Annotated in this window: 26 protein-coding genes and 1 tRNA gene; 13 read left to right on the top strand and 14 right to left on the bottom strand. The window is 27.1% G+C overall.

Annotated elements, in window-relative coordinates:
* Positions 1-82 precede the first annotated feature (82 nt).
* The 4 genes from ACTT9Y_RS06245 (at position 83) to ACTT9Y_RS06230 (ending at position 3,026) form a co-directional block, all read left to right on the top strand.
* Complete coding sequence (locus ACTT9Y_RS06245) at positions 83-511, top strand: Fur family transcriptional regulator (protein ID WP_440933498.1); 429 nt, start codon at positions 83-85, stop codon at positions 509-511.
* A gap of 105 nt (positions 512-616) precedes the next feature.
* Complete coding sequence (locus tag ACTT9Y_RS06240) at positions 617-1,033, top strand: rubrerythrin family protein (protein WP_075485664.1); 417 nt, start codon at positions 617-619, stop codon at positions 1,031-1,033.
* A 65-nt stretch (positions 1,034-1,098) separates the two neighbouring features.
* Positions 1,099-2,430: a (Fe-S)-binding protein gene (locus tag ACTT9Y_RS06235; RefSeq protein WP_440933497.1), complete on the top strand. Its 1,332-nt coding sequence runs from the start codon at positions 1,099-1,101 to the stop codon at positions 2,428-2,430.
* A 2-nt stretch (positions 2,431-2,432) separates the two neighbouring features.
* Entirely contained in the window at positions 2,433-3,026 is a 594-nt protein-coding gene (locus ACTT9Y_RS06230; RefSeq protein ID WP_440933496.1) for a DUF3501 family protein, read from the top strand.
* On the opposite strand, the gene ACTT9Y_RS06225 is transcribed toward ACTT9Y_RS06230, so the two are convergent.
* From ACTT9Y_RS06225 to ubiE, 6 genes are read right to left on the bottom strand one after another with little or no spacing between them, the layout of a single operon-like run.
* On the bottom strand, positions 3,023-3,472 hold the full coding sequence (locus ACTT9Y_RS06225; RefSeq protein ID WP_440933495.1) for an SH3 domain-containing protein: 450 nt from the start codon (positions 3,470-3,472) through the stop codon (positions 3,023-3,025). The genes ACTT9Y_RS06230 and ACTT9Y_RS06225 overlap by 4 nt on opposite strands.
* Positions 3,460-4,218 carry a HesA/MoeB/ThiF family protein gene (locus ACTT9Y_RS06220; protein WP_440933494.1) on the bottom strand — a complete coding sequence of 253 codons (759 nt, stop codon included), beginning with the start codon at positions 4,216-4,218 and terminating at the stop codon, positions 3,460-3,462. Before ACTT9Y_RS06220 ends, ACTT9Y_RS06225 begins: the two co-directional genes overlap by 13 nt.
* Positions 4,215-4,652: a dUTP diphosphatase gene (gene dut / locus ACTT9Y_RS06215; RefSeq protein ID WP_440933493.1), complete on the bottom strand. Its 438-nt coding sequence runs from the start codon at positions 4,650-4,652 to the stop codon at positions 4,215-4,217. Before dut ends, ACTT9Y_RS06220 begins: the two co-directional genes overlap by 4 nt.
* Entirely contained in the window at positions 4,652-5,857 is a 1,206-nt protein-coding gene (gene coaBC / locus ACTT9Y_RS06210; RefSeq protein WP_440933492.1) for a bifunctional phosphopantothenoylcysteine decarboxylase/phosphopantothenate--cysteine ligase CoaBC, read from the bottom strand. The genes dut and coaBC overlap by 1 nt, the downstream gene beginning before the upstream one ends.
* 8 nt (positions 5,858-5,865) lie before the next feature.
* Positions 5,866-7,434 (bottom strand): 2-polyprenylphenol 6-hydroxylase, encoded by a 1,569-nt coding sequence (ubiB, locus tag ACTT9Y_RS06205; protein ID WP_440933491.1) that lies wholly within the window; start codon positions 7,432-7,434, stop codon positions 5,866-5,868.
* On the bottom strand, positions 7,434-8,138 hold the full coding sequence (gene ubiE, locus ACTT9Y_RS06200; protein WP_440933490.1) for a bifunctional demethylmenaquinone methyltransferase/2-methoxy-6-polyprenyl-1,4-benzoquinol methylase UbiE: 705 nt from the start codon (positions 8,136-8,138) through the stop codon (positions 7,434-7,436). The genes ubiB and ubiE overlap by 1 nt, the downstream gene beginning before the upstream one ends.
* A gap of 29 nt (positions 8,139-8,167) precedes the next feature.
* On the opposite strand from ubiE, the gene mutM reads away from it, so the two are divergent.
* The 4 genes from mutM (at position 8,168) to dnaN (ending at position 12,176) form a co-directional block, all read left to right on the top strand.
* Positions 8,168-9,031: a bifunctional DNA-formamidopyrimidine glycosylase/DNA-(apurinic or apyrimidinic site) lyase gene (gene mutM / locus ACTT9Y_RS06195; protein ID WP_440933489.1), complete on the top strand. Its 864-nt coding sequence runs from the start codon at positions 8,168-8,170 to the stop codon at positions 9,029-9,031.
* A 50-nt stretch (positions 9,032-9,081) separates the two neighbouring features.
* Entirely contained in the window at positions 9,082-9,342 is a 261-nt protein-coding gene (rpsT, locus tag ACTT9Y_RS06190) for a 30S ribosomal protein S20 (protein WP_440926572.1), read from the top strand.
* 313 nt (positions 9,343-9,655) lie between these two features.
* Positions 9,656-11,074: a chromosomal replication initiator protein DnaA gene (gene dnaA, locus ACTT9Y_RS06185; protein WP_440933488.1), complete on the top strand. Its 1,419-nt coding sequence runs from the start codon at positions 9,656-9,658 to the stop codon at positions 11,072-11,074.
* Positions 11,064-12,176, top strand: a complete 1,113-nt coding sequence (dnaN, locus tag ACTT9Y_RS06180) for a DNA polymerase III subunit beta (protein WP_440933487.1) — start codon at positions 11,064-11,066, stop codon at positions 12,174-12,176. The genes dnaA and dnaN overlap by 11 nt, the downstream gene beginning before the upstream one ends.
* On the opposite strand, the gene ACTT9Y_RS06175 is transcribed toward dnaN, so the two are convergent.
* The 4 genes from ACTT9Y_RS06175 to argH all read right to left on the bottom strand — a co-directional run bounded on the left by ACTT9Y_RS06175 (position 12,173) and on the right by argH (position 15,620).
* A complete protein-coding gene (locus ACTT9Y_RS06175) occupies positions 12,173-12,793 on the bottom strand; it encodes a lysophospholipid acyltransferase family protein (RefSeq protein ID WP_440933486.1) in 621 nt (206 codons plus the stop codon). The two genes, dnaN and ACTT9Y_RS06175, sit on opposite strands and share 4 nt — an antisense overlap.
* Before the next feature lie 93 nt (positions 12,794-12,886).
* Positions 12,887-14,101 carry a diaminopimelate decarboxylase gene (gene lysA / locus ACTT9Y_RS06170; protein WP_440933485.1) on the bottom strand — a complete coding sequence of 405 codons (1,215 nt, stop codon included), beginning with the start codon at positions 14,099-14,101 and terminating at the stop codon, positions 12,887-12,889.
* The gene (locus ACTT9Y_RS06165; protein ID WP_440908603.1) at positions 14,101-14,232 is read right to left on the bottom strand and encodes a hypothetical protein; all 132 of its coding nucleotides are present in this window, start codon (positions 14,230-14,232) and stop codon (positions 14,101-14,103) included. The genes lysA and ACTT9Y_RS06165 overlap by 1 nt, the downstream gene beginning before the upstream one ends.
* Positions 14,229-15,620 (bottom strand): argininosuccinate lyase, encoded by a 1,392-nt coding sequence (argH, locus tag ACTT9Y_RS06160; RefSeq protein ID WP_440933484.1) that lies wholly within the window; start codon positions 15,618-15,620, stop codon positions 14,229-14,231. Before argH ends, ACTT9Y_RS06165 begins: the two co-directional genes overlap by 4 nt.
* 24 nt (positions 15,621-15,644) lie before the next feature.
* Here argH and ACTT9Y_RS06155 point away from each other — a divergent pair, with 24 nt between their 5' ends.
* Positions 15,645-16,154: a TlpA family protein disulfide reductase gene (locus tag ACTT9Y_RS06155; protein ID WP_440933483.1), complete on the top strand. Its 510-nt coding sequence runs from the start codon at positions 15,645-15,647 to the stop codon at positions 16,152-16,154.
* Here ACTT9Y_RS06155 and ACTT9Y_RS06150 read toward each other — a convergent pair.
* A complete protein-coding gene (locus ACTT9Y_RS06150; RefSeq protein ID WP_440925952.1) occupies positions 16,151-16,354 on the bottom strand; it encodes a twin transmembrane helix small protein in 204 nt (67 codons plus the stop codon). The genes ACTT9Y_RS06155 and ACTT9Y_RS06150 overlap by 4 nt on opposite strands.
* A 49-nt stretch (positions 16,355-16,403) precedes the next feature.
* On the opposite strand from ACTT9Y_RS06150, the gene ACTT9Y_RS06145 reads away from it, so the two are divergent.
* Together ACTT9Y_RS06145 and ACTT9Y_RS06140 are read left to right on the top strand one after the other, a co-directional pair.
* Complete coding sequence (locus ACTT9Y_RS06145; RefSeq protein ID WP_440933482.1) at positions 16,404-17,054, top strand: alpha/beta hydrolase; 651 nt, start codon at positions 16,404-16,406, stop codon at positions 17,052-17,054.
* Between the two features lie 48 nt (positions 17,055-17,102).
* The gene (locus ACTT9Y_RS06140) at positions 17,103-17,672 is read left to right on the top strand and encodes an HNH endonuclease (protein ID WP_440933481.1); all 570 of its coding nucleotides are present in this window, start codon (positions 17,103-17,105) and stop codon (positions 17,670-17,672) included.
* On the opposite strand, the gene ACTT9Y_RS06135 is transcribed toward ACTT9Y_RS06140, so the two are convergent.
* The 3 genes from ACTT9Y_RS06135 to ACTT9Y_RS06125 are packed head-to-tail and all read right to left on the bottom strand — an operon-like array spanning position 17,669 to position 19,269.
* On the bottom strand, positions 17,669-18,202 hold the full coding sequence (locus ACTT9Y_RS06135; RefSeq protein ID WP_440933480.1) for a demethoxyubiquinone hydroxylase family protein: 534 nt from the start codon (positions 18,200-18,202) through the stop codon (positions 17,669-17,671). The genes ACTT9Y_RS06140 and ACTT9Y_RS06135 overlap by 4 nt on opposite strands.
* Complete coding sequence (locus ACTT9Y_RS06130; protein ID WP_440933479.1) at positions 18,186-18,671, bottom strand: disulfide bond formation protein B; 486 nt, start codon at positions 18,669-18,671, stop codon at positions 18,186-18,188. The genes ACTT9Y_RS06135 and ACTT9Y_RS06130 overlap by 17 nt, the downstream gene beginning before the upstream one ends.
* Positions 18,664-19,269: a YqaA family protein gene (locus tag ACTT9Y_RS06125; protein ID WP_440933478.1), complete on the bottom strand. Its 606-nt coding sequence runs from the start codon at positions 19,267-19,269 to the stop codon at positions 18,664-18,666. The genes ACTT9Y_RS06130 and ACTT9Y_RS06125 overlap by 8 nt, the downstream gene beginning before the upstream one ends.
* 61 nt (positions 19,270-19,330) lie before the next feature.
* Between ACTT9Y_RS06125 and ACTT9Y_RS06120 the strand changes: the two genes are divergently transcribed.
* Together ACTT9Y_RS06120 and ACTT9Y_RS06115 are read left to right on the top strand one after the other, a co-directional pair.
* A tRNA-Leu gene (locus tag ACTT9Y_RS06120) sits at positions 19,331-19,415 on the top strand.
* A 7-nt stretch (positions 19,416-19,422) separates the two neighbouring features.
* Positions 19,423-21,153, top strand: coding sequence for an AMP-dependent synthetase/ligase (locus ACTT9Y_RS06115; protein WP_440933477.1), 1,731 nt, complete (start codon positions 19,423-19,425; stop codon positions 21,151-21,153).
* The last annotated feature ends 100 nt before the right edge of the window (positions 21,154-21,253 follow it).

Below are 21,253 nucleotides of genomic sequence, written 5' to 3'. Positions count from 1 at the left end.
CCCTTAATACTTGATTTAATCGTAATATAATATAATAAAACAGTAAATTTTTATTCACACTTTAGAATAATTATAAAAAACAATGCCAAAAAACTGCAATTTTATTCAAAAATTAAGAGAAGTTGGGCTTAGACCAACTAAGCAAAGAGTAAAAATATGTGAAGTTTTGTATAATAGAGAAAAAACTTTCCATTTCACAATTAATGATCTTGTTAAAATGATATCTCAAAAAATGAATGAAAAGATATCTCTAGCCACAGTTTACAACACAGTTCATGCATTTGAAAAAAAAGGATATTTAAAAGAAATTTCAATCGATAGTCAAAAAAGTTATTTTGATACAAATACATCAGTACACCATCATTTTTTTGATGAAGACACGAATGAGCTAATTGATTGTGATGAGAATGATATAGACAAAATAAATATTAGAAAAAATATCACAGGAAAAAAAATAAATTCTGTTGAAGTGTTGGTTAGAGTTGCGAGTGATAATCAAACTCAAAAATAATTTAATTAAATCATACACTTAAAATCTACATTATAATAATTCTAAACTATTGACATACTGTCAATATTCATTATATGGTCAGTTAATCATTAAAAAGGAGAAAAAATGTCTTTGAAAGGAAGTAAAACAGAGGAAAATTTAAAAGAAGCGTTTGCTGGTGAAAGTCAAGCAAACAGAAGATATCTTTATTTTGCACAAAAAGCTGACATAGAAGGTTACAATGATGTAGCTGCAGTTTTTAGATCAACAGCCGAAGGTGAAACTGGTCACGCACATGGTCATTTGGAGTATCTAGAGGAAGTTGGTGATCCAGGAACTGGTATGCCAATTGGCGAAACAAAAGCAAACTTAGCTTCTGCAGTACAAGGCGAAACTCATGAGTATACTGATATGTACCCTGGTATGGCTAAAACAGCTAGAGAAGAAGGCTTTGAAGAAATTGCTGACTGGTTTGAAACTTTAGCTAAAGCTGAAAAATCACACGCTGGTAAATTTCAAAAAACTTTAGAGTCTATTAGCTAATCAAATTTCTTAGTGGGCGTTAGTCGCCCACTAAAAACAATTCGAAATTCAAATAACTAAATTATATGAGTAAAGAAGGAAGTTTAAGTGCACCTATAAGACATCCTATAAATTTTGAGCATCCTGATTTTTTAAATCCTGAAAAGTTAGACGCTGAAATGAGAAGAGTGTTTGATATTTGTCATGGATGTAGAAGATGTTTTAATCTCTGTGATTCATTTCCTAAGCTATTTGACATGATTGATGAATCTAAAAATGAAGATGTTGAAAGCTTATCTAGCGATCAATTTGCTCCTGTTGTTGATGCATGTACTTTGTGTGATATGTGTTTTATGACTAAATGTCCATATGTTCCACCTCATGATTTTGATTTGGATTTTCCACATTTAATGCTGCGATATAGAACAGCTCAAAAAAAACTGGGTAAATTACCAAGTGTGCCAACACAATTAGCTCAAATAGACCGAAACGCCAGAATTGGCGTGTTGTTCTCAAAAATTATCAATTGGGCATCAAATATTCAAAATAAATTAATTAGAAAAATCTTAGAACTTATTGCTGGAATAGATAAAAGAGTTCAGCTGCCAAAATATAACTCTGAAACTTTTTCAAATTTTTTCAAAAAAAATAGAGATAAAATAAATTATCAAACACTTTCTAAAGATAGAAAAGTTGTAATCTATTCAACTTGTTTTGTAAATTTTAATAAAAAAAATACTGGTGTTGCTGCTTTAAAAGTTTTAAAAAAAAATGGTGTAGAGGTCCAGGAGGCTTATCCTGGTTGTTGTGGAATGCCATTTTTAGAGCAGGCAGATCTTCCAAAAGTTGTTGAACAAGCAAAGAAAGTTTCTAAGGATTTAATCGAGTGGATTGATAAAGGTTATAAAGTAGTAACTCTAACAGCGAGTTGTGGATTAATGTTAAAATTTGAATGGCCTTTGTTATTACCAAACGATGAAAAAATAAAAAAATTATCTACAAATGTTATGGATATTGATGAGTATGTGGTTGACATAGCAAACAATGAGGGATTAGTAGAAGGATTAAATGAGATTGATGGAGGAGTAACTGTGCATCACGCTTGTCATGCGAGAGCACAGAACATGGGTATCAAAGCAAGAGATATGTTAAAATTAATACCAAAAGTTAAAATTGATGTTGTTGAAAGATGTGCGGGTCATGGAGGAACTTTTGGAGTAATGAAACAAACGCATGATTTAGCAAATAAAGTAGGAAAACCAACAGCTAGACAAATTAAAACTAAAAATAATAAATATATGGCCTCTGACTGTCCTTTAGCTGGAAAACATTTAAAACAGTTAGAAGTTGATACAAATATATCTAATGATGAGGCACTACACCCTATCGAACTAATGGCAAAAAGTTATAACTTGTGATCATGCCGAGAGTAAAAAGAGAAATTCAAAAAGAAGACATCATGCCTTTAGATGTTTATATAGAAAAGAGACGTGAATTAAGAAAAAGTATTGTTGATTATAAAAAAAATAGAAGAGTTGCTTTAGGTCCATATGCAACTTTTTATTTTGAAAGTTATGAAACAATGTTAGCTCAAGTACAAGAAATGTTATACATTGAAAAAGGTGGTGATGAGCAACTTCAGGATGAGTTATCTGCATACAATCCTTTAATACCTAACGGCAAAGAACTAACAGCAACTTTAATGTTTGAAATAGATAATCCTATCTCAAGGGCTACGTTTCTTGGAAAAGTTGGTGGAATAGAAGAAACAGTCTTTATGAAAATAAATGGTGAGAAAATTAAAGCGGTTCCAGAGGAAGATGTTGATAGAACTTCTACGGAAGGAAAAGCTTCTTCAGTGCAGTTTATTCACTTTAATTTTACTGATGATCAAATAGAAAAATTTCAATCTAATAGCTCAGAAATTGAGATTGGTATAGATCATAAAGAATATTCTCATAGCACAAAATTATCTAAAGAAAATTTAGCCTCTTTATCAGCTGATTTTAGTTAATTTAGTCCCCAAATATTTTCTGTTTTAATCCAACCTTCAAATTCTTCTGATGTAATTTTACACCAATTTTGTTCACATTTTTCAACAATTAATAATCTTCCTTCTTTTATTTGAGCAATTGGCTTAGCAAAAGATGTGGGTTTCCTAAATAAAACTTTATTTTTCGTAGCTATTACCGAATTACTTTTTTTTAACTGTGAAATATGAATCCATCCACTATTATTTTTTAAGTCTATAATCCGCCTGAAATTTTCTTTTTTATCAATTTGCTTTAATGGAAGATTTATTTTTTTATAAACGTATTTAATATCAGATTCAAAACTTGGCCCGTAACGAACATTTACTTTATTTTTTTTAAGAGAGACAAAAATTTCATTAGCAAAAGAAATGTGAGTAAAAAATAACAAAAAAAATACTATATAAATTTTTTTTATTATTCGTTGCATAAGCATTTATTTCTTTTATTTATTTTTACTTTTCTGAAATTTAAATTTAATAGATCTAGAATTAGAATGTATCCATTTAAATTTTGTCCAATATTTAATATTTTTTTTAACACTTCATTGGCTTGTAATGTACCTATTATTCCTGCAACGGTTCCTAAAATTCCCTCATATTCACAATTTAAAATTTCATCAGATATTGTTTCTTCTTGATAAAAACATCTCAAGCAAGGATCTTTTTTGTTGGTAAAATTAAAAGTAAAAATGTGTCCATCAAACTTACTTATAGCACCAGTGACAAGAAATTTTTTATATTTTAAACTTAAATCATTTATTAAAAATTTACTTTCAAAGTTATCAGTACCATCAACAATATAGTCATAATTTTTAATAATTTTTTCAAATGTAGTTTTATTTAATTTTAAATTAAAAATATTTATTTTAATCTTTGAATTAATTTTACTTAATTTTTTTTTTGCAATCTTTACTTTTGATTGATTTATATCTTTTTCATTATACAGGCTTTGTCTGTGGATATTAGAGAGACTTACAATATCATGATCTGCAATCCCAAGTGTACCAATACCTGATCTAGTTAAAAATTCTGCTACTGGACAACCTAGACCACCCATACCAACTATCAAGACTTTTGAAGATAAAATTTTTTTTTGACCAGCTGCCCCAATATTTTTAAGAATTATTTGCCTTGAGAATTTCTCTATTTCTTTTTTACTTAAATTTTTGCTCATTTTCCAGTAGAGCCAAAACCACCCTCTCCTCTAATTGTTTCTGGTAGATCATCAGTTTCTTCAAGATCCATTTTAATTACAGGAGTTAAAATCATTTGCGCTATTCTATCTTTATTATTTATTAAAAAATCAGTTTTTCCATGATTAAAAAGGATTACTTTTATTTCTCCCCTGTAATCACTATCAATAGTTCCAGGTGTATTTAAAACACTAATGTTGTTTTTTGCAGCTAAACCGGATCTTGGTCTTATTTGGATTTCGAAATCACTTGAAAACGCAATAGCAAGCCCTGTTGGTATTAAGCATGATGAGTTTGGTTTAAGATTAATAGGTTCTTTTACTAATGCCATCAAATCCATACCTGATGCACCTTCTGTTTTGTAAGCGGGTAATTCTACCCCAGGGTCTAACTTTTTGATAAGAACTTTTGCCATTAATTTAATTGATCAATTATTCTATCAACTATTTCATCAGAAATTCCAGATTTTTTTTTGTACGAAAGTTTTTCTTTTTTAACATCTTTGTTTTTATAATGAATTGTTACTTCATTATAATCAGAATTAAATCCTATATCTTTATTTGATACATCATTAGAAATAATCCAGTCACAACTTTTCTTATTTAATTTTTCCTTTGCATTTTTATCAATCTCATTAGTTTCTGCTGCAAATCCAATGACAAGTTCAGGTCTCATAGAGTTATGGTTAGACACATAATGAAGTATATCTACATTCTTTTCTAAATTTAAGTTTAAGTTCCCTTGTTTTTTAATTTTATTTTCATACTTTTTGTTAATTTTAAAATCAGCTACCGCAGCAGAAAAAATTGCTACATCAACAGGTAAATTTTCTTGAGTAGCAACTAACATTTCATCTGCTGTTTCAACTTTTATAAGATTAATATCTTTAGTTATTTCAAGATTAGTTGGACCTGATATTAATGTTGTATCAAAACCTTTTTTGGATAATGATTTTGCTAATTCATATCCTTGTTTACCACTTGATTTATTTGTAATAAAACGAACTGGATCTATGTACTCATTAGTTGGACCTGCTGTAACTAATGCTTTAAATTTTTTGTTATTTTTTTGAGTTAAGAAATATTTATCAACTTCTTTAGCAATTACTGATGGGTCTGACATTTTACCCTCTCCATATTCACCACATGCCATATCACCAACCTCTGGACCTATTAGTTTATATCCAAACCCTTTTAATTTTTTTATATTTGTTTTAGTAGTTGGATGTTCCCACATTCTTACATTCATTGCCGGTGCTAAAATAATGTCTTTATCTGATGCCAAAACAACAGTGGATGCTAAATCATCAGTTGTTCCTTGAGCCAGTTTTGAAATTGTATTTGCCGTTGCAGGTGCAATTACAATTATATCTGCCCATCTTGAAAGTGAAATATGATCCATTTCAGCCTCATTTTCTACACTAAATAAATCGCTATAAACTTTGCCTTGAGAAAGTGATGTTATTGAAAGTGGAGTTACAAACTTTTTTGCACTTGTTGTAAGAATTGTCTTTATTTCTGTACCTTTCTTTTTAAAAAGCCTAATTGTTTCAAGACTTTTATAAGCAGATATACCTCCACAGATAATAAATAGTATTTTTTTATTTAACAAATTTTTCATCTGCAGAATTAAAATACTATAAGGCCAAAAATTACAAGAAGTAATAAACCAATAATAGATTGATTTCTAAATGCTATCATTTCTGATTTCTTATCATTCAGAGTGGTGTAAGAATTTGAATTTTGTGGAATTTGACCGCTAGCTAAAAACGTTAATGCTTGATTTGCTTTATCCATAATCTCAGGAAATTCTGGTAAACGTTTAATCACTTCAGATGTATTTTTTAAAGTTTCATTTAAATTATTAAACGGATCTTTGGTCTCTTTAAGCCAATTTTCTAGTACAGGCTTTGAAGTTGTCCAAATATTTGTGTTTGGATTTAACTTTCTTGCTACACCTTCAACAACAACCATAGTTTTTTGCAACATTAATAATTGAGGTTGAGTTTGCATGTTAAACTTTTCTGTTACATCAAACAATTGTTTGAGTAATTTACCTCCCGAAATATCTTTTACTTCTTGACCAAATATAGGCTCACCAATTGATCTCAAAGCTTGAGCTAGATCATCGATTGGTACTTCTTTTGGAACTAATCCAGCCACTAAGTGAACTTCAGCTACTTTACGATAATCTCTTTGAATAAATCCAAATAAAATTTCTGCTAAAAACCTTTTACTAAGTTTGTCTAACCTGCCCATAATCCCAAAATCTATAGGTACAATTTGGCCACTATTATCAACAAAAATATTTCCTTGATGCATATCTGCATGAAAAAAACCATCTCTTACAGCATGTCTTAAAAAATGTTGGATAATATTTTCAGCTATTTTATTAGTATCTAAATTTCTTTTCTTTAGCTCCTCAGCTTCTCTTATTGAAATTCCATCTATCCAATCCAAAGTCATTACATTTTCACTAGTAAAATTCCAATAAATTTCAGGAACTTTAAATCCAGCATCATTTTTAGTGTTTTCAGCATATTCATTAGCCGCAGCAGCTTCGAATCTTAAATCCATTTCAAGATTAGTTATTTCTTTAAGTAAAAAAACAACTTCAACAAGTTTTAATCTTTTTGTTTTTTTTACAAATGACTCAATAATAAATGCAAATAACATCATTGCATCTATTTCTTCATTGAATATTTTTTTTATATTTGGTCTTAAAATTTTTATTGCTACATCTTTAATTGTTCCATTATCATTTATTTTTGCTTTATGAACTTGTGCAATTGATGCAGCAGCAACTGGTTCACTTAAATCAATTATAGAATTAAATGCATCAACTCCAAGATCTTCTTTAATAATTTCTTTTGCTTCATGAATTGAAAAAGGGGGTAATCGATCTTGAAGATTTTCTAGCTTTAAAGATAATTCTTCTCCGATTATATCTGGTCTTGTAGCAAGAAATTGACCAAGTTTGATGAAAGTTGTACCCATAGATTCTAATGACCTAGATAGTCTTTCACCATCATCCTCAATTAAATTACTTTGTTTCTTTTTTTCAAATGAAATAGATAAAATTTGGAATAATATTGTTACAGCTAAAGGAGGTTTTTTAAATTTTGATGCAATTTTTAAAATATCTGATTTTGCAATTTTTCTTCCTAATTTAAATAAAGTAATAAGTTTTTTAATCATTAAATTTTCCAACCACTATGAATTGAAACAATACCACCAGAAAGATTTCTATAAGAACATTTTTGAAAATTATTTTTTTCCATCAATTCTATTAATTCATCTTGATTAATAAATTGTTCAATACTTTTGATTAAATATTCGTAAGGTTCTTTTTCTCCAACTACAAACTGACCAATAATAGGAATAAGTTTTGAATAATTTTTATATACAAAATCAAGATTTGAATTTTGAATCTTAGAAAATTCCAGACATAGATAGCGTCCACCAGGCTTTAAAACTCTATAGGCTTCTGAAAGTGCTTTATTTAAATTTTTTGTATTTCTTAGCCCAAAGCTAATAGTGTAATAATCAAATGAATTGTCTTTTATTGGTAATTTTTCTGCTGGAGAAATAATCCATTTTACATTTTTGTAATTAGATAATTTTTGCTTTCCTTGACTAATCATTCCTTCATTTGGGTCTACACAAGTAATTTCAACCTCTTTATTTGTTCTATCTAAAAATAACTTTCCAACATCCCCCGTTCCACACGCAACATCTATTAATTTTCTATTAATTCTGGGATTCATCATATTGATTAAACTATTTTTCCAATATCTATGTACGCCCATTGACATAAAGTCATTCATCAAGTCATATTTGTTGTAGACCTGATTAAACACATTTTCTACAAGTCCTTTTTTATTTTGAAGATTTTGTTGCATAAAAAAATATATATTGAATATAGTATCAAATGCCAGAATTACCAGAAGTAGAAATTGTTAGACAATCCCTTAATAAAAAGATCAAAAAAAAAAGCATAAAAAAAGTAATAATCAGAAACAGGAATTTAAGGTTTAAAATACCAAGTGATTTTGAAAGTTTTCTTAAAAATAAAAAAATAATTGAAGTTAGTAGATTTTCTAAATATTTGATTATTCATTTTCAAAATGAAGATTATTGTTTAATCCATTTAGGAATGTCAGGAACAATTCATATTATTGATAAGAAAAAGCCTCTAAAATTTACGAATACTAGTTTTTATCATTCACCTTTTTTACCTAAAAAACACAATCATGCAGAGTTTGTATTTGATAGTTTGAAAGTAATTTATAATGATCCAAGACGTTTTGGATTTTTTGAAATAATTAAAAATTATCAAGATTTACAGAAAAGGTTTAAATCAATGGGGCCTGAACCATTTAGTGATAAATTTAACCTAAATTATTTAGTTAATTATTTTAAGAAAAAAAATAAGGATATAAAAAGTTTCTTACTTGATCAGAGATTTGTCTCTGGAATAGGTAATATTTATGCAAGTGAAATTCTTTTCGCTAGTAAAATAAATCCATTTAAAAAGGCAAAAAGACTTAATAAAAATGAATGTTTAAATATTATTTTAAATTCTAAGAAAATACTTCAACAGGCAATTAATAAGGGAGGTTCAAGTATAAGAGATTTTAAAGATATTTCAGGTAATAAAGGTTCCTTCCAAAAGGAGTTTAAAGTCTATCAGCAAGATGGTACTGGTTGTAAGCGCATGAAGTGCAAAGGCATTATAAAAAAAAAGATAACATCAAATAGGTCGACTTTTTTTTGTGTTTCTTGTCAAAAATAGTTAAATATTTAGTTGACCACTATAAATTCTCAAGCTATACCCCTGCGCAGATGGCAAATACAAAATCAGCAATTAAGAGAATTAGAAGAATTTCTAAACAAACGGCAGTAAATAAAGCTAGAAAGAGCAGGTTTAGAAACGCTCTTAAGAAAATGAACCTTCTAATTGATGATAAAAAGAAAGATGAAGCTCTTAAATTTCTACCAAAGTTAAACTCTGAGTTGATGAAAATTGCAAAAACAGGAATAATAAAAAAACAGAATGCTTCTAGAAATGTTTCTAGAATAACAAAAAAAATTGCTGCAATTTAAACGTTAGTTTAAATTTTCAAACAACCCCTGATATCCACATGATATATTTAAGTTTTGTATTAAGTTACTATATTTAGATTTAGTAAATATTTGGATTATCGTCATTCAATCTATATTTGATTTAATTTTAATTCAATTAATTAATTGATTCAATCTATATTCGATTCAATTTATAATTTTAAATTTAAGTTTAATTTAGAATTAATTTTTTAAAATATAAATCACAATCATAGATTTTATTTTTTTTTAAATTCCTTTATTAACTTGTTGCAAATTTTTTTAAATAGTTCTAACTGAGATTTCCCCTTAAGTTATGAATAAATTAACAAATACAAAAAATATTAATAATTTTTCTTCTGAAAGCTTCGAATGGAAGCAAGTACAGAATGAAATGAAAAATAAACTAGGCTTAGAAGTTTATGAGAGTTGGTTAAAAAAGATTTCTTTTATAGAAGAATTTAATAATTACTTATTATTATCAGTTCCAACAAGATTTATTAGAGATTGGATTACATCAAGGTATTTAGACCAAATATTACAGGTAATTAAGGTATTTAAAAAAGACATTATTAGAATTGAGTTTAAAATTGTTGAAAAAGCTAAAGATACCACTTTTAAGGAAAATAATATTAATGAGAATAATACTAAAGAAAAGGTTTCGTTTATAAAAGACTCTTACTTTCAATATAATAGAATTGATCCAAATAAAAGATTTGATAATTTTATTACAGGTTCAAGTAACAAATTAGCTTACGAAGCTTCTTTAAAAGTTTCTGAAAATATATCTCATTATAATCCACTTTATATTTACGGTGGTGTTGGAATGGGAAAAACTCATTTATTAAATTCAATAGGTTTAGAGCTTAAAACAAATAATAAAGTAATGTTTATTTCTGCAGAACGTTTCATGTATCAGTTTGTGAAATCAATTAAATCAAACGACATGGTTAAGTTTAAAGAATATTTTAGAAATACAGATATTTTATTAATCGATGATATCCAGTTTATAAGCGGAAAAGAGGCTATGCAGGAGGAGTTTTTTCATACATTTAATGCATTACTTGATAAGGGATCTCAAATAATTGTATCAGCTGATCGAGCACCAAACAAATTATCAAGGATACAAGAAAGAATTAAATCAAGATTTTCTGGCGGATTAGTTGTTGATATTCAAAAGCCAGACCTTGAGCTAAGAAAAAAAATAGTTCAAAAAAAAACTGAAGAATTGAATGCTTTGTATTCCGAACAATTACAAGTTTCTAGAGAAATTCAAGATTTTATAAGTAATGAAATAACTGGAAGTGTAAGAGAATTAGTTGGTGCAATAAACAGAGTTGTTTCATTTTCAAGAATCTACAACAAAGCCCCAAATCTTGCTGAAACTAAAGTTGTTTTAAAGGATTTATTAAATTTAGCAGAAAATAAAGTTACAATAGATCTAATTCAGACAATTGTTTGTAAGTTTTTCAAAATCAGTAAAAATGAAATGCTATCATCTAGAAGATCAAGATATTTAGTAAGACCTAGGCAAACAGCAATTTATTTAACTAAAATTTTGACTTCTAAATCATTACCTGAAATTGGAAGAGAATTTTCTAATCGAGACCATACAACAATAATTCATTCAGTAAAAACTATTGAAAAGATAAAAGAAAAAGATCCTGAGATGGTTGATAATATAAATAAATTAAAAAATCAGATTTTATATAATAATAAAGAAAATGAAATTTAACGTTAATCAACAGGATCTTCAGCAAGCATTAAATTATTGTCAAGGCGTTATTGAAAAAAGAAGCACATTACCAATACTTTCTAATATTTTGTTAGATGCAAGTAATTCAAAACTTACTATCACTGCGACTGATCTAGATTTAATATTTATACACCAATTAAATAATGTAGAAATTCTAGAGGAGGGCAAAACAACCACAACTTCCTCAATCATGTATGATATTATAAGAAAGTTTAACTCAGGAAAAAAAATAAATCTTTCCCTAACAGATGTAAGTAAATTACAAGTAGAGTCTGAAAAATCTATTTTTAATTTGAATTGTATAAGTGCAACAGAGTTTCCACTGACAGATGAAAATTTTAATCAAAATGAATTTATAATTAAATCAAAACAATTGTTGAAATTATTAAATAAGTGTAAATTTTCAGTTTCTAATGACGAAACAAGGCATTACCTAAGTGGAATTTATCTTCATCAAACAGAATTTGAGGATAAAAATTATTTAACAGCAGTTGCAACTGATAGTCATAGAATGTCTATTTCAAAAATTAGATTAGAGGAAACAATTGATTTTGATCCAATAATTCTACCTAAAAAAACAATTTTTCAACTTTGCTCTTTATTAGATAGCTATGATGGAGATGTAAAAGTTTCAAATGTGAAATCAAAAATAAAATTTGAATTAAATAATAGTATTTTAATTTCGAAACTTATCGATGGAAAATTTCCTAATTACATTCAAGTTATACCTAAAAATAATCAAAAAAAATTAGAAATAGACTTAAAATTATTTTTAAATTCAGTTGATAGAGTTGCATCTGTTTCAGTAGATAAAAAAGATGGTGTGAAATTCAATTTATCTAAAGACACTTTAGATCTGTCAGTAAATAATACTAACAGTGGTGATGGTAAAGAAACTTTAATTGTTAAGTTTGATCATGATTTAGAGATAAGTTTTAACTCTAGATATTTGATAGATGTTGCTTCACAATTAGACGGAGATAAAGTTGAAATTTTCTTTAATGATACTGGTTCACCAGCACTGATAAAAGATCCGGGTGATTTCGATAGTATTTTTGTTGTTATGCCTATGAAGGGCTAATTAATTAAATTTAACTCTGAATAAATATTTTTTTCAAGAATTTGAATAAAATTTTCCTTTGTTAACCCAGAAGGAATTGGTTTTAGAATAGAGATTGTAATTGTTTTATTAGATTTTTTTTTACCTTTTTTAGGCCAGACATATCCAGAGTTAATTGCAACTGGCTGACAAGCAACATTTAGCTGTTCATAAATTCTCGAAGCACCTTTTTTAAAAGTTGGTCTTTCATCTGGAAGAACTCTAGTCCCTTGAGGAAAAATAATTAAAGGTCTATTAGAAGCAGCCATCATTTTTGAAATATCATCGAAAAAACTCAAGTTATCTTTTGTAACTTTGTTTCTTTTTATTGAAATTGATCCTATTTTTTTTAAGTACCAACCAAATATTGGAATTAACAATAATTCTTTTTTTAGAATAAATACAGGCGAGTTAAAGATAGTTTGTAAATAAAAAGTTTCAAACATTGATTGATGAGATGCTGCTATAAAAAATTTTTCATTATTAATAATATTTTCTTTTCCTTTGATTGAAATTTTTACTGACAGAACAAACTTTAAACAAAAACTGGCCCAATGGCCCATTAATTTACCTCCCATCAAAACTACCTGTTTAGGCAAAAAAAATGATGGTAAAAAAATTATCGAAATAAAAATGATTCCAGTGAAAAACAATATTGAAAATAAAAAGTTTCTTATCATTTTTGTCAAAAGCTAAATTATATCTTTATGCTTTTGTCTTTTTCTTATTACTTTAATTTTTGATCCTTTTATTAATAATTCTATTGATTTAGGTCTTAAATTATAATTTGAGCTAAGTGACATTCCATAAGCTCCCACATCACATATTGCTATTAAATCTTTTTCATTCAACACTTGAAATTTTTTTAATGTAACAAATTTATCTGTACTTTCACAAATAGGACCTACAAATTCATATGGTTTTTTAGATGTTTTGTTAGATTTTGTAACAGGTAAAGTTTTATGAAATGCACCATACAAAGCAGGTCTCATTAAATCATTCATTGCGGCATCTAAAATTATAAATTTTTTACTTCCGCTATCTTTTATATAGATTATTTTTGATACTAATGTACCGGTATTGCCAATAATTGATCTACCTGGCTCAAATATAATTTTAACTTTATGTTTTTTTAAAAATTTGAGAATAGCTGTGTTGTATTTTTTATAATTAAGTTTTTTATTTTTATCATTGTAAGTAATGCCCATACCTCCACCTAAATCTATAAATTTAAATTTATGATTTGTTTTATTTAGAATTTGACTGACCGCTTTAAGCATTTTTTCATAAGGTCTATGGTCTAAAATTTGACTGCCTATATGAACACTTAGACATTTTAAATCAATATTTTTTGAATTTTTGCAATAATTTATAATTTCATAGAATGTATTTTTATTTACACCAAATTTATTTTCTTTTTTCCCAGTGGATATTTGACTTAATGTTTTTGCATCTGTGTTGGGGTTTAGTCTCACACCAATTTTTATTCTTTTATTTTTAGATTTTGCTATTCGATTTATTTCTTTTATTTCACTTAAAGATTCAGCGTTAATAAGCAAAATTTTTTTATCAATAGCAAAGCTGATTTCATTAGTTGTTTTACCAACACCAGAAAATACTATTTTGCTTGGATTAATTCCTGCTTTTAGTGCCATCATCAGTTCTCCTACTGAAACAACATCAGCACCTAATCCAAATTTTTTAATTTCTCTAATTAAATTAATATTCGTGTTGGATTTAACCGCAAAGCAGATAAGTGGTGAAAAAGATCTGAAGTTTTTTTTAAAATTATTAATATTTTCTTTTAATTTAGAATAGGAGTAAGAATAAAATGGAGTTCCAAATTTATTTGCAATTTTTTGGAGATTAATTTTTTCTATTGTAAGTGTTTTATTTATGTATTTCATTAAGCTAAGTTAACTGAAACTTTTTTTATTTCTGCTTTTTTATCTGGGTCTACGTATTTAGGATCACCTTTTTTTCCACATGAAATAACGGCACAAAATAACAATATAATTATTGTAAATTTTTTAATCATTTTTCTTTTTTATATTTCATTATCATTTTTTTAATATTATCAAAAGAAGTTCCACCATAAGATTTTTTCGAATTAATTGAATTTTTTAAATTAAATACTTTTAATACATCTTCTTTAAGTTTGGGTTCAATTTTCTTTAACTCATCTAAAGTTAATTCATTTAACTTCTTTTTTCTTTTTTCAGCCAAATTAACTACAGCAGCAGTTTTTTGGTATGCTTTTCTAAAAGACATTGAGTGATTTTTCACAAGATAGTCAGCTAAATCGGTGGCTGTAATATATCCAGAATTAGCAAGTTCTAACATTTTACTCTTATTTGGACTACAATTTTTTAGTATTTCATCAAAAATTTTTAAACAATTATTTAGATTGTCATTTGATTTAAAAACAATTTCCTTATCGTCTTGAAGATCTTTAAAATAAGACAGTGGCAAGCCTTTTAAAATTGTAAGCATCGAAAATAAATTTCCATAAGCGCTTCCCGATTTTCCACGCAAGTACTCTAAAAGATCAGGATTCTTTTTTTGTGGCATTATAGAAGATCCAGTAACAACTTTATCAGATAAATTGATTAAGTTAAAAGCATCTGAATTCCAAATAATCAACTCTTCAGCAATTCTTGAAATATGCATAGCACACACAGATGAAGCGTATAAAAAATCTAAAACAAAATCTCTATCTGAAACTGTATCAATAGAGTTATTTGTAGGTATTTTAAAACCAAGTTTTTTGGTTGTATAATTTCTATCTATATCAAATGATGTTCCTGCTAAAGCCGCAACACCTAAAGGATTTTCATTTAAACTGTCTAAATTATTAGCAAATCTCTTTTTGTCTCTATTAAACATTTCTACATAAGACATTAAATAATGTGCAAAAGAGATAGCTTGAGCATTTTTAAGATGTGTAAATCCAGGCATAATAGTCTCAACATTTTTTTCAGCTAACTTAATTGTACTCTTAATAACTTTATTAATGTTATTATTTATTTCGTTGGTTGATTTTTTCATCCAAATTTTAAAATCAGTAATTACTTGATCATTTCTTGATCTTGCAGTGTGAACGTAGCCAGCTTCTTCACCTATAATTTGAAAAAGTCTCTTTTCGATATTGATATGAATATCTTCATATTTTTTATTAAACTCAAATTTATTATTTGTTATTTCCTTATTAATTTTTGTTAGTCCATAAATAATTTTATTTTTTATTTTGAATGAAATTATTTTTTGTTTAAAAAGCATCTCAACATGAGCAATTGATCCCTGGATGTCTTCTTTATAAAGTCTTTTATCAATATCTATTGAATTACCGACTTTTTGAAATAAGCTTGACGTATTTTTTTTAATCCGCGTGGTCCAGATTGCTTGGTTGTTTTTATTTTTTGCCATGATATTTAATTATACCTATTTAACATGAGATTTTTAATAATATTTATTTTTTTGATAACAAATGTTGTAGCTGACGAACTACCTGGTATTAAAAATATTGTAATCCATAAAATACCAAAAACACATGATAATGTTATTTTTTTAGACAAAAATGATCAAAAAATTAATATCAATGAATATACTGGGAACTTATTGATATTAAATTTTTGGGCGACTTGGTGTGAACCTTGTAAAGAAGAAATGCCATCTTTAGATAAACTCCAAGCTAACCCGGAATTGGATAAAATAAAAATTTTTCCAATTAATATTGGAAAAGAAACTTTAACAAAAGTTAATAAATTTTTTATAGATCTTAACATTAAAAATTTTGAACCTTATTTTGACCCACCTACTACATTAGCAAAAATGTTTACTTTAAGAGGTGTCCCTACAACAATTCTAATTAATAAAGAGGGTCAAGAATTTGCTAGAATAATGGGTTCAATTGATTTTCAAGATAAAAATTTTATTAATTGGATAAAAAAATATAACTAATTTTTAAAAAAGTAAGCAAAGCCAACTAAAGCAATAATAGCAATAAACTGTAAAATAACTCTTAACTGCATTAATTTATTTGAATATTTTTTACTTGTCTCTCCTCCCTTAAAAAGAGTCCCTATACCTAAGATTAAGACTATCCCTACGGCTATCAAAAGAGCTATTGATAAAACTTTTACTAATATTCCTGAAATCATTTTTTTATTTTAGATTGTGTTTTGACATAAAAAACATAATTTATCTACTATGACATTTTGCCTAGATTCCATAATTATTAAACCAGAAAATGGTGTTGAAATTAAAAATGCTATTATTTTGCTTCATGGTTATGGAGGTGATGGAAAGGATATTAGCATGTTATCTTTAAACTGGAAGAGACATATGCCTAATACAGTCTTTATTTGTCCAAATGGTCATGAGCCATGTGCTATAAATCCATCTGGTTATCAATGGTTTGATTTAACAAAAGAGGACTCTAATTACATTTTAGAGCAATCAATTAAAGCTGAAGAAGTCTTAAAAAAATTTATTAATGAAATAAAAAAAGAGTTCAAGTTATTAAATAATCAAATATGTTTATCAGGTTTTAGCCAAGGATGCATGATGTCTATAAATGTTGGTCTTACATTTGGAGAAAATTTTTTATGTATAGTCGGTTTCTCTGGAAAGATAATAAATCAAAATGATTTAAAAAATAGAATCAAAAATAAAACTGAAACATTACTCATACATGGTGAAGCTGATCAAATTGTCCCATCTACCCATTTACTGGAAGCAAAAGATTTTTTAATTAGAAATAATGTTAAAGTTGATACACTACTAATAAAAAATTGTGATCATCATATTCCTATTGAAGCTTCAAGTACAGCTTTAAATTTTATTTTAAAAAAAATTTAACATCTCTTATTATTGATAAAATTGTCCAACTAAGTTAAAATTAAATTAATGAATAACTTTATTGAACAAAATGTTTCATTAGAAAAGTGCCCTGCATTAGTCCTCAATGCAGATTATAGACCTCTGAGTTACTACCCTTTATCTTTGTGGTCATGGCAGGATACAGTTAAATCTGTTTTTTTGGATCGAGTTATTATTGTTAGTAATTATGATAGAACTATAAGAAGTCCATCATTTAATATGAAATTACCAAGTGTTATAGCATTAAAGGATTATATTGTTCCTCAAAGCAAACCAAGTTTTACTAGATTTAATGTATTTTTAAGAGATAAATTTTCCTGTCAATATTGTGGAAGCAATGAGGAGTTAACTTTTGATCATTTATTACCTAGATCAAAAGGGGGTGAAACTAATTGGGATAATGTTGTAACAGCTTGTTCTGCATGCAATGTAAAAAAGGGCGGAAAACTATTAAAACACTCAGGTATGAAATTACATCAGCACCCTTATCGACCATCAACAGAGGATCTACATAAAAATGGCAAACATTTTCCACCAAATTTTTTACACAAAAGCTGGATGGATTATTTATATTGGGATGTAGAACTAGAGTCTTAAATTTTCTCAGAAATATTTATTGCAATTTTTGATCCAGTTTTAATAATTTTATCTAAAATAGAGTAAAGACCTTTTTTTGTTGCACCCTTTTCATAAGCAATATCTTTATGACTTAATTCATCTTCTCTAAATTTAGTTATTTTTTTTTTAAGTTTTAATTCACTATTATCAAGTTGTTTTATTTGGTTTAAATAATGCTCATCTATCACTTCTTCAACAGAAGCGGTACAAAGCATAGCCGCTTTCTTACCAAGTATAGTTGAACCAAAACCTAATCCTACACCTAATAAATCCCATAAAGGTAAAAATTTTGTCGGTTTAATATTTCTTTTTTTAATTTCTTTTTCAAAAAAATCAGAATGCTCTTTTTCATGAACTTTCATTTCTTCAATTGTTTTTTTTAAAGCTTCATCTGTAACCAATGTATTTAGAGCGAGCAACTGTCCTTCATAAATTTTAACAGCACCACGCTCCCCTGCATGATCAACTCTAATAAATTCTTCTATTTTCTTTTTATTTAATGTTGTCATAAATTAAATAAACTCTTGTTGTAAAATATACTATTAATATTGATATTATAATATTGTAACTTGTAAGCGATAATCCTAAAATTTTAAATGTAACATCTTTGCAGCTAACATTTTTTTCTTGTAACTGCCTTAAGATGTCTTCTTTTGATAGTAAATTGGAGCTATTTTTTAAATCACAAACCAATGATTCTTCAATAAAACCTTGTTCAATACCCAAATGATATAAAGATAAAATAGTAGCTGCTAAAAAAATTAAAATAAGAGAAAGAATGAAATATTTTTCAAGATTAATAAATTTATAATTTAAAATAATAATTATTAATGATAATAAGTATGGAATTCTTTCCAGCACACATAAGTTACAAGGTTGATGACCTAAAACATATTCAATGAAAAATGCTGAAGATAAAGCAATAATGCTAATTAAAAAAATTAACTTTAATGTAATTGTTTTGTTAATCTCAACCATTAAATTTTAAAAATAAATAAATAATAATAAATATTATAACTATAATAATTCCAATTATGGTAAACCATTTTGATCCATGTTTTTCCATGTACTCTGTAAATAATTCTCCAAATTTATAAGACAAATAGGCAACAATAAAAAATCTTAGACCTCTTGAAATTAAACTAACAATTATAAAAACAGTAAGATTAAAAGCAATTAAACCGCTTGAGATTGTAAAGGCTTTATAAGGTAATGGAGTAAAGCCAGCTAAAAAAAGAATACTCAGCCATGCCAGGAATCCACTCCCTTGAGACATGCTTAATTTTAAATTTTCGACTTTATCTTGATAACCATAAAATTCGATTAAATACATTGCTAAATCAAAAAATAAATAACCTATCAAATATCCGAATATTCCTCCAAGCACCGAAAATATTGATGCTATTAAAAATATTTTCAAATATTCCTTTTTTTTAGCAATAACCATTGGGATTATCATTGCATCTGGAGGTATAGGAAAAAAAGAACTTTCTATAAAAGATACAAGTCCTAAATAAAAATTAGAACTTTTATGTGCAGCTAATTGTAAACATTTTTTGTAAAGTGTTCTAAGCATTTTTTGGTTTTAATATAAATTTAGTTCTTATACTATTAAATATAATTTAATTGAATACCAGGGGCGAATGGCGGAACTGGTAGACGCGCACGACTCAAAATCGTGTTTCGCAAGAAGTGAGAGTTCGATTCTCTCTTCGCCCACCAAGTAACTATGAATTTAGATAATTTAAATAATTTGATAGAATTATTTGCTAATCAAGTAAATAAACAAAATAAAAGAGATATTTTTTTAGAATGGCTAAACCCAAGCAATAAAAAAACTTACACTTGGGAACAAACTGAAAAGAATATTTTAAAATTATCAAAAGTTATTAAAGAAAACATAAAAGAAGGCGATAGATGTCTTTTAGTTTCGGAGAATAGACCTGAGTGGTTTGTTTCTGATTTAGCTATAATGTTAGCTGGTGGAATTACAGTTCCAGCATATACAACTTATATTGAGGATAATTATAAGTATTTAATAGAAGATTGTAAACCTAGCTTAGTTATTGTTTCAAATCATGAAATGCTACAAAAATTAAACAATATAATTAATGAAAAAGACTTTATTAAAAAAGTTATAACTTTAGATGAAATAACTAAGGTAACAAATAATTTAAATTTAAATAACAAAGAAAAATATTTAGATTATAATTCTATTTTAAACAATAATTTATTAGAGGAAGATAAAATCGAAAATAATAAATTAAATAGAAAGTCTCCAGCATGTATAATTTATACTTCAGGAACTGGAGGAAATCCCAAAGGTGTAATTTTAAGTCACGGTGGAATTTTAAGTAATGTTGTTGGATCATGTGAAATTACAAAACCATTATTTAATTCAAGACCAGTGTTTTTAACTTGGCTTCCCCTTTCTCATTCTTATGAACACTGTCTTCAATTTGTACAGATAGCAGTAGGAGCTAAAGTATTCTATGCTGAAAAAATTGAAAAACTTCTAGAAAATATATCTGAAGCAAAGCCTACAATTATGGCAGCTGTCCCTAGGTTTTACCAAAACCTTTATAACAAAATAAACTTGAATTTAAAAAAACAAACGGGTTTTAAAGCAAAATTAATTGAAGCAACTCTTCGTCTAGGAAGAAAAAAACTATTAAATCAAAAAATGACTTTTTATGAAAAATTGCTCAATTTTATAGTTGATAAATTAGTTAGAAATAAAATAAAAAAACAGTTTGGTGGAAATTTAAAAGCTTTTGTTTCAGGTGGTGGTGCTTTAGATAAAGAAATAGGTGAATTTTTAAATGCTATAGGATTACCGACACTTCAGGGATACGGCTTAACAGAAACATCACCAGTAGTAAGTTGCAATCCGATACATAAAATTAAAGTGGAAACTGTAGGACCTCCATTCCAAGGGAATGAGGTAAAAATTGCTGAAGATGGAGAAATTTTAGTTAAAGGAGAAAATGTAATGCTAGGATATTGGAACAAAAAAGAAGAAACTGATAAAGTAATTATAAATGGATGGCTACATACAGGTGATATTGGAGAGATAGATCCAAATGATGGTTATTTAAAAATTACTGATAGAAAAAAAGATATCATAGTAAGCGCTGGTGGAGATAACATTTCACCTGCTAAAATTGAAAACATGATTACAAATGAGCCTGAGATAGATCAATGTATGGTTTATGGTGATAAAAAAAATTATTTAGTTGCTTTAATTGTTCCAAACAAAGATTTTTTAAATGAAAAAGAAAAAATAAATAAAGTAATTGAAAAAATAAATAAAAAATTAACTTTACTAGAAAAGATAAAAAAAATTCAATTAATAGATGAAAATTTTTCTATTGAAAATGGTTTAATGACACCAACAATGAAAGTAAAAAGAAAAAAAGTTACAGAAAAATATAAAAATCAATTAGAAAATCTTTATTAAAATATTTAATTAAAATAGTTTATTAACCGCATAAACATAAACCTCTCTCTTAAACACATCTCCGAGCCCACGAGACAAGAGGCAATATCGTATGACGTAT

Origin of the sequence: Candidatus Pelagibacter sp. (genome assembly GCF_052049995.1) — a bacterium.
In the GTDB taxonomy this organism is placed as follows: domain Bacteria; phylum Pseudomonadota; class Alphaproteobacteria; order Pelagibacterales; family Pelagibacteraceae; genus Pelagibacter.
Note: the sequence above shows the minus strand (reverse complement) of the source record. Positions and strands in the feature narration are given on the sequence as shown.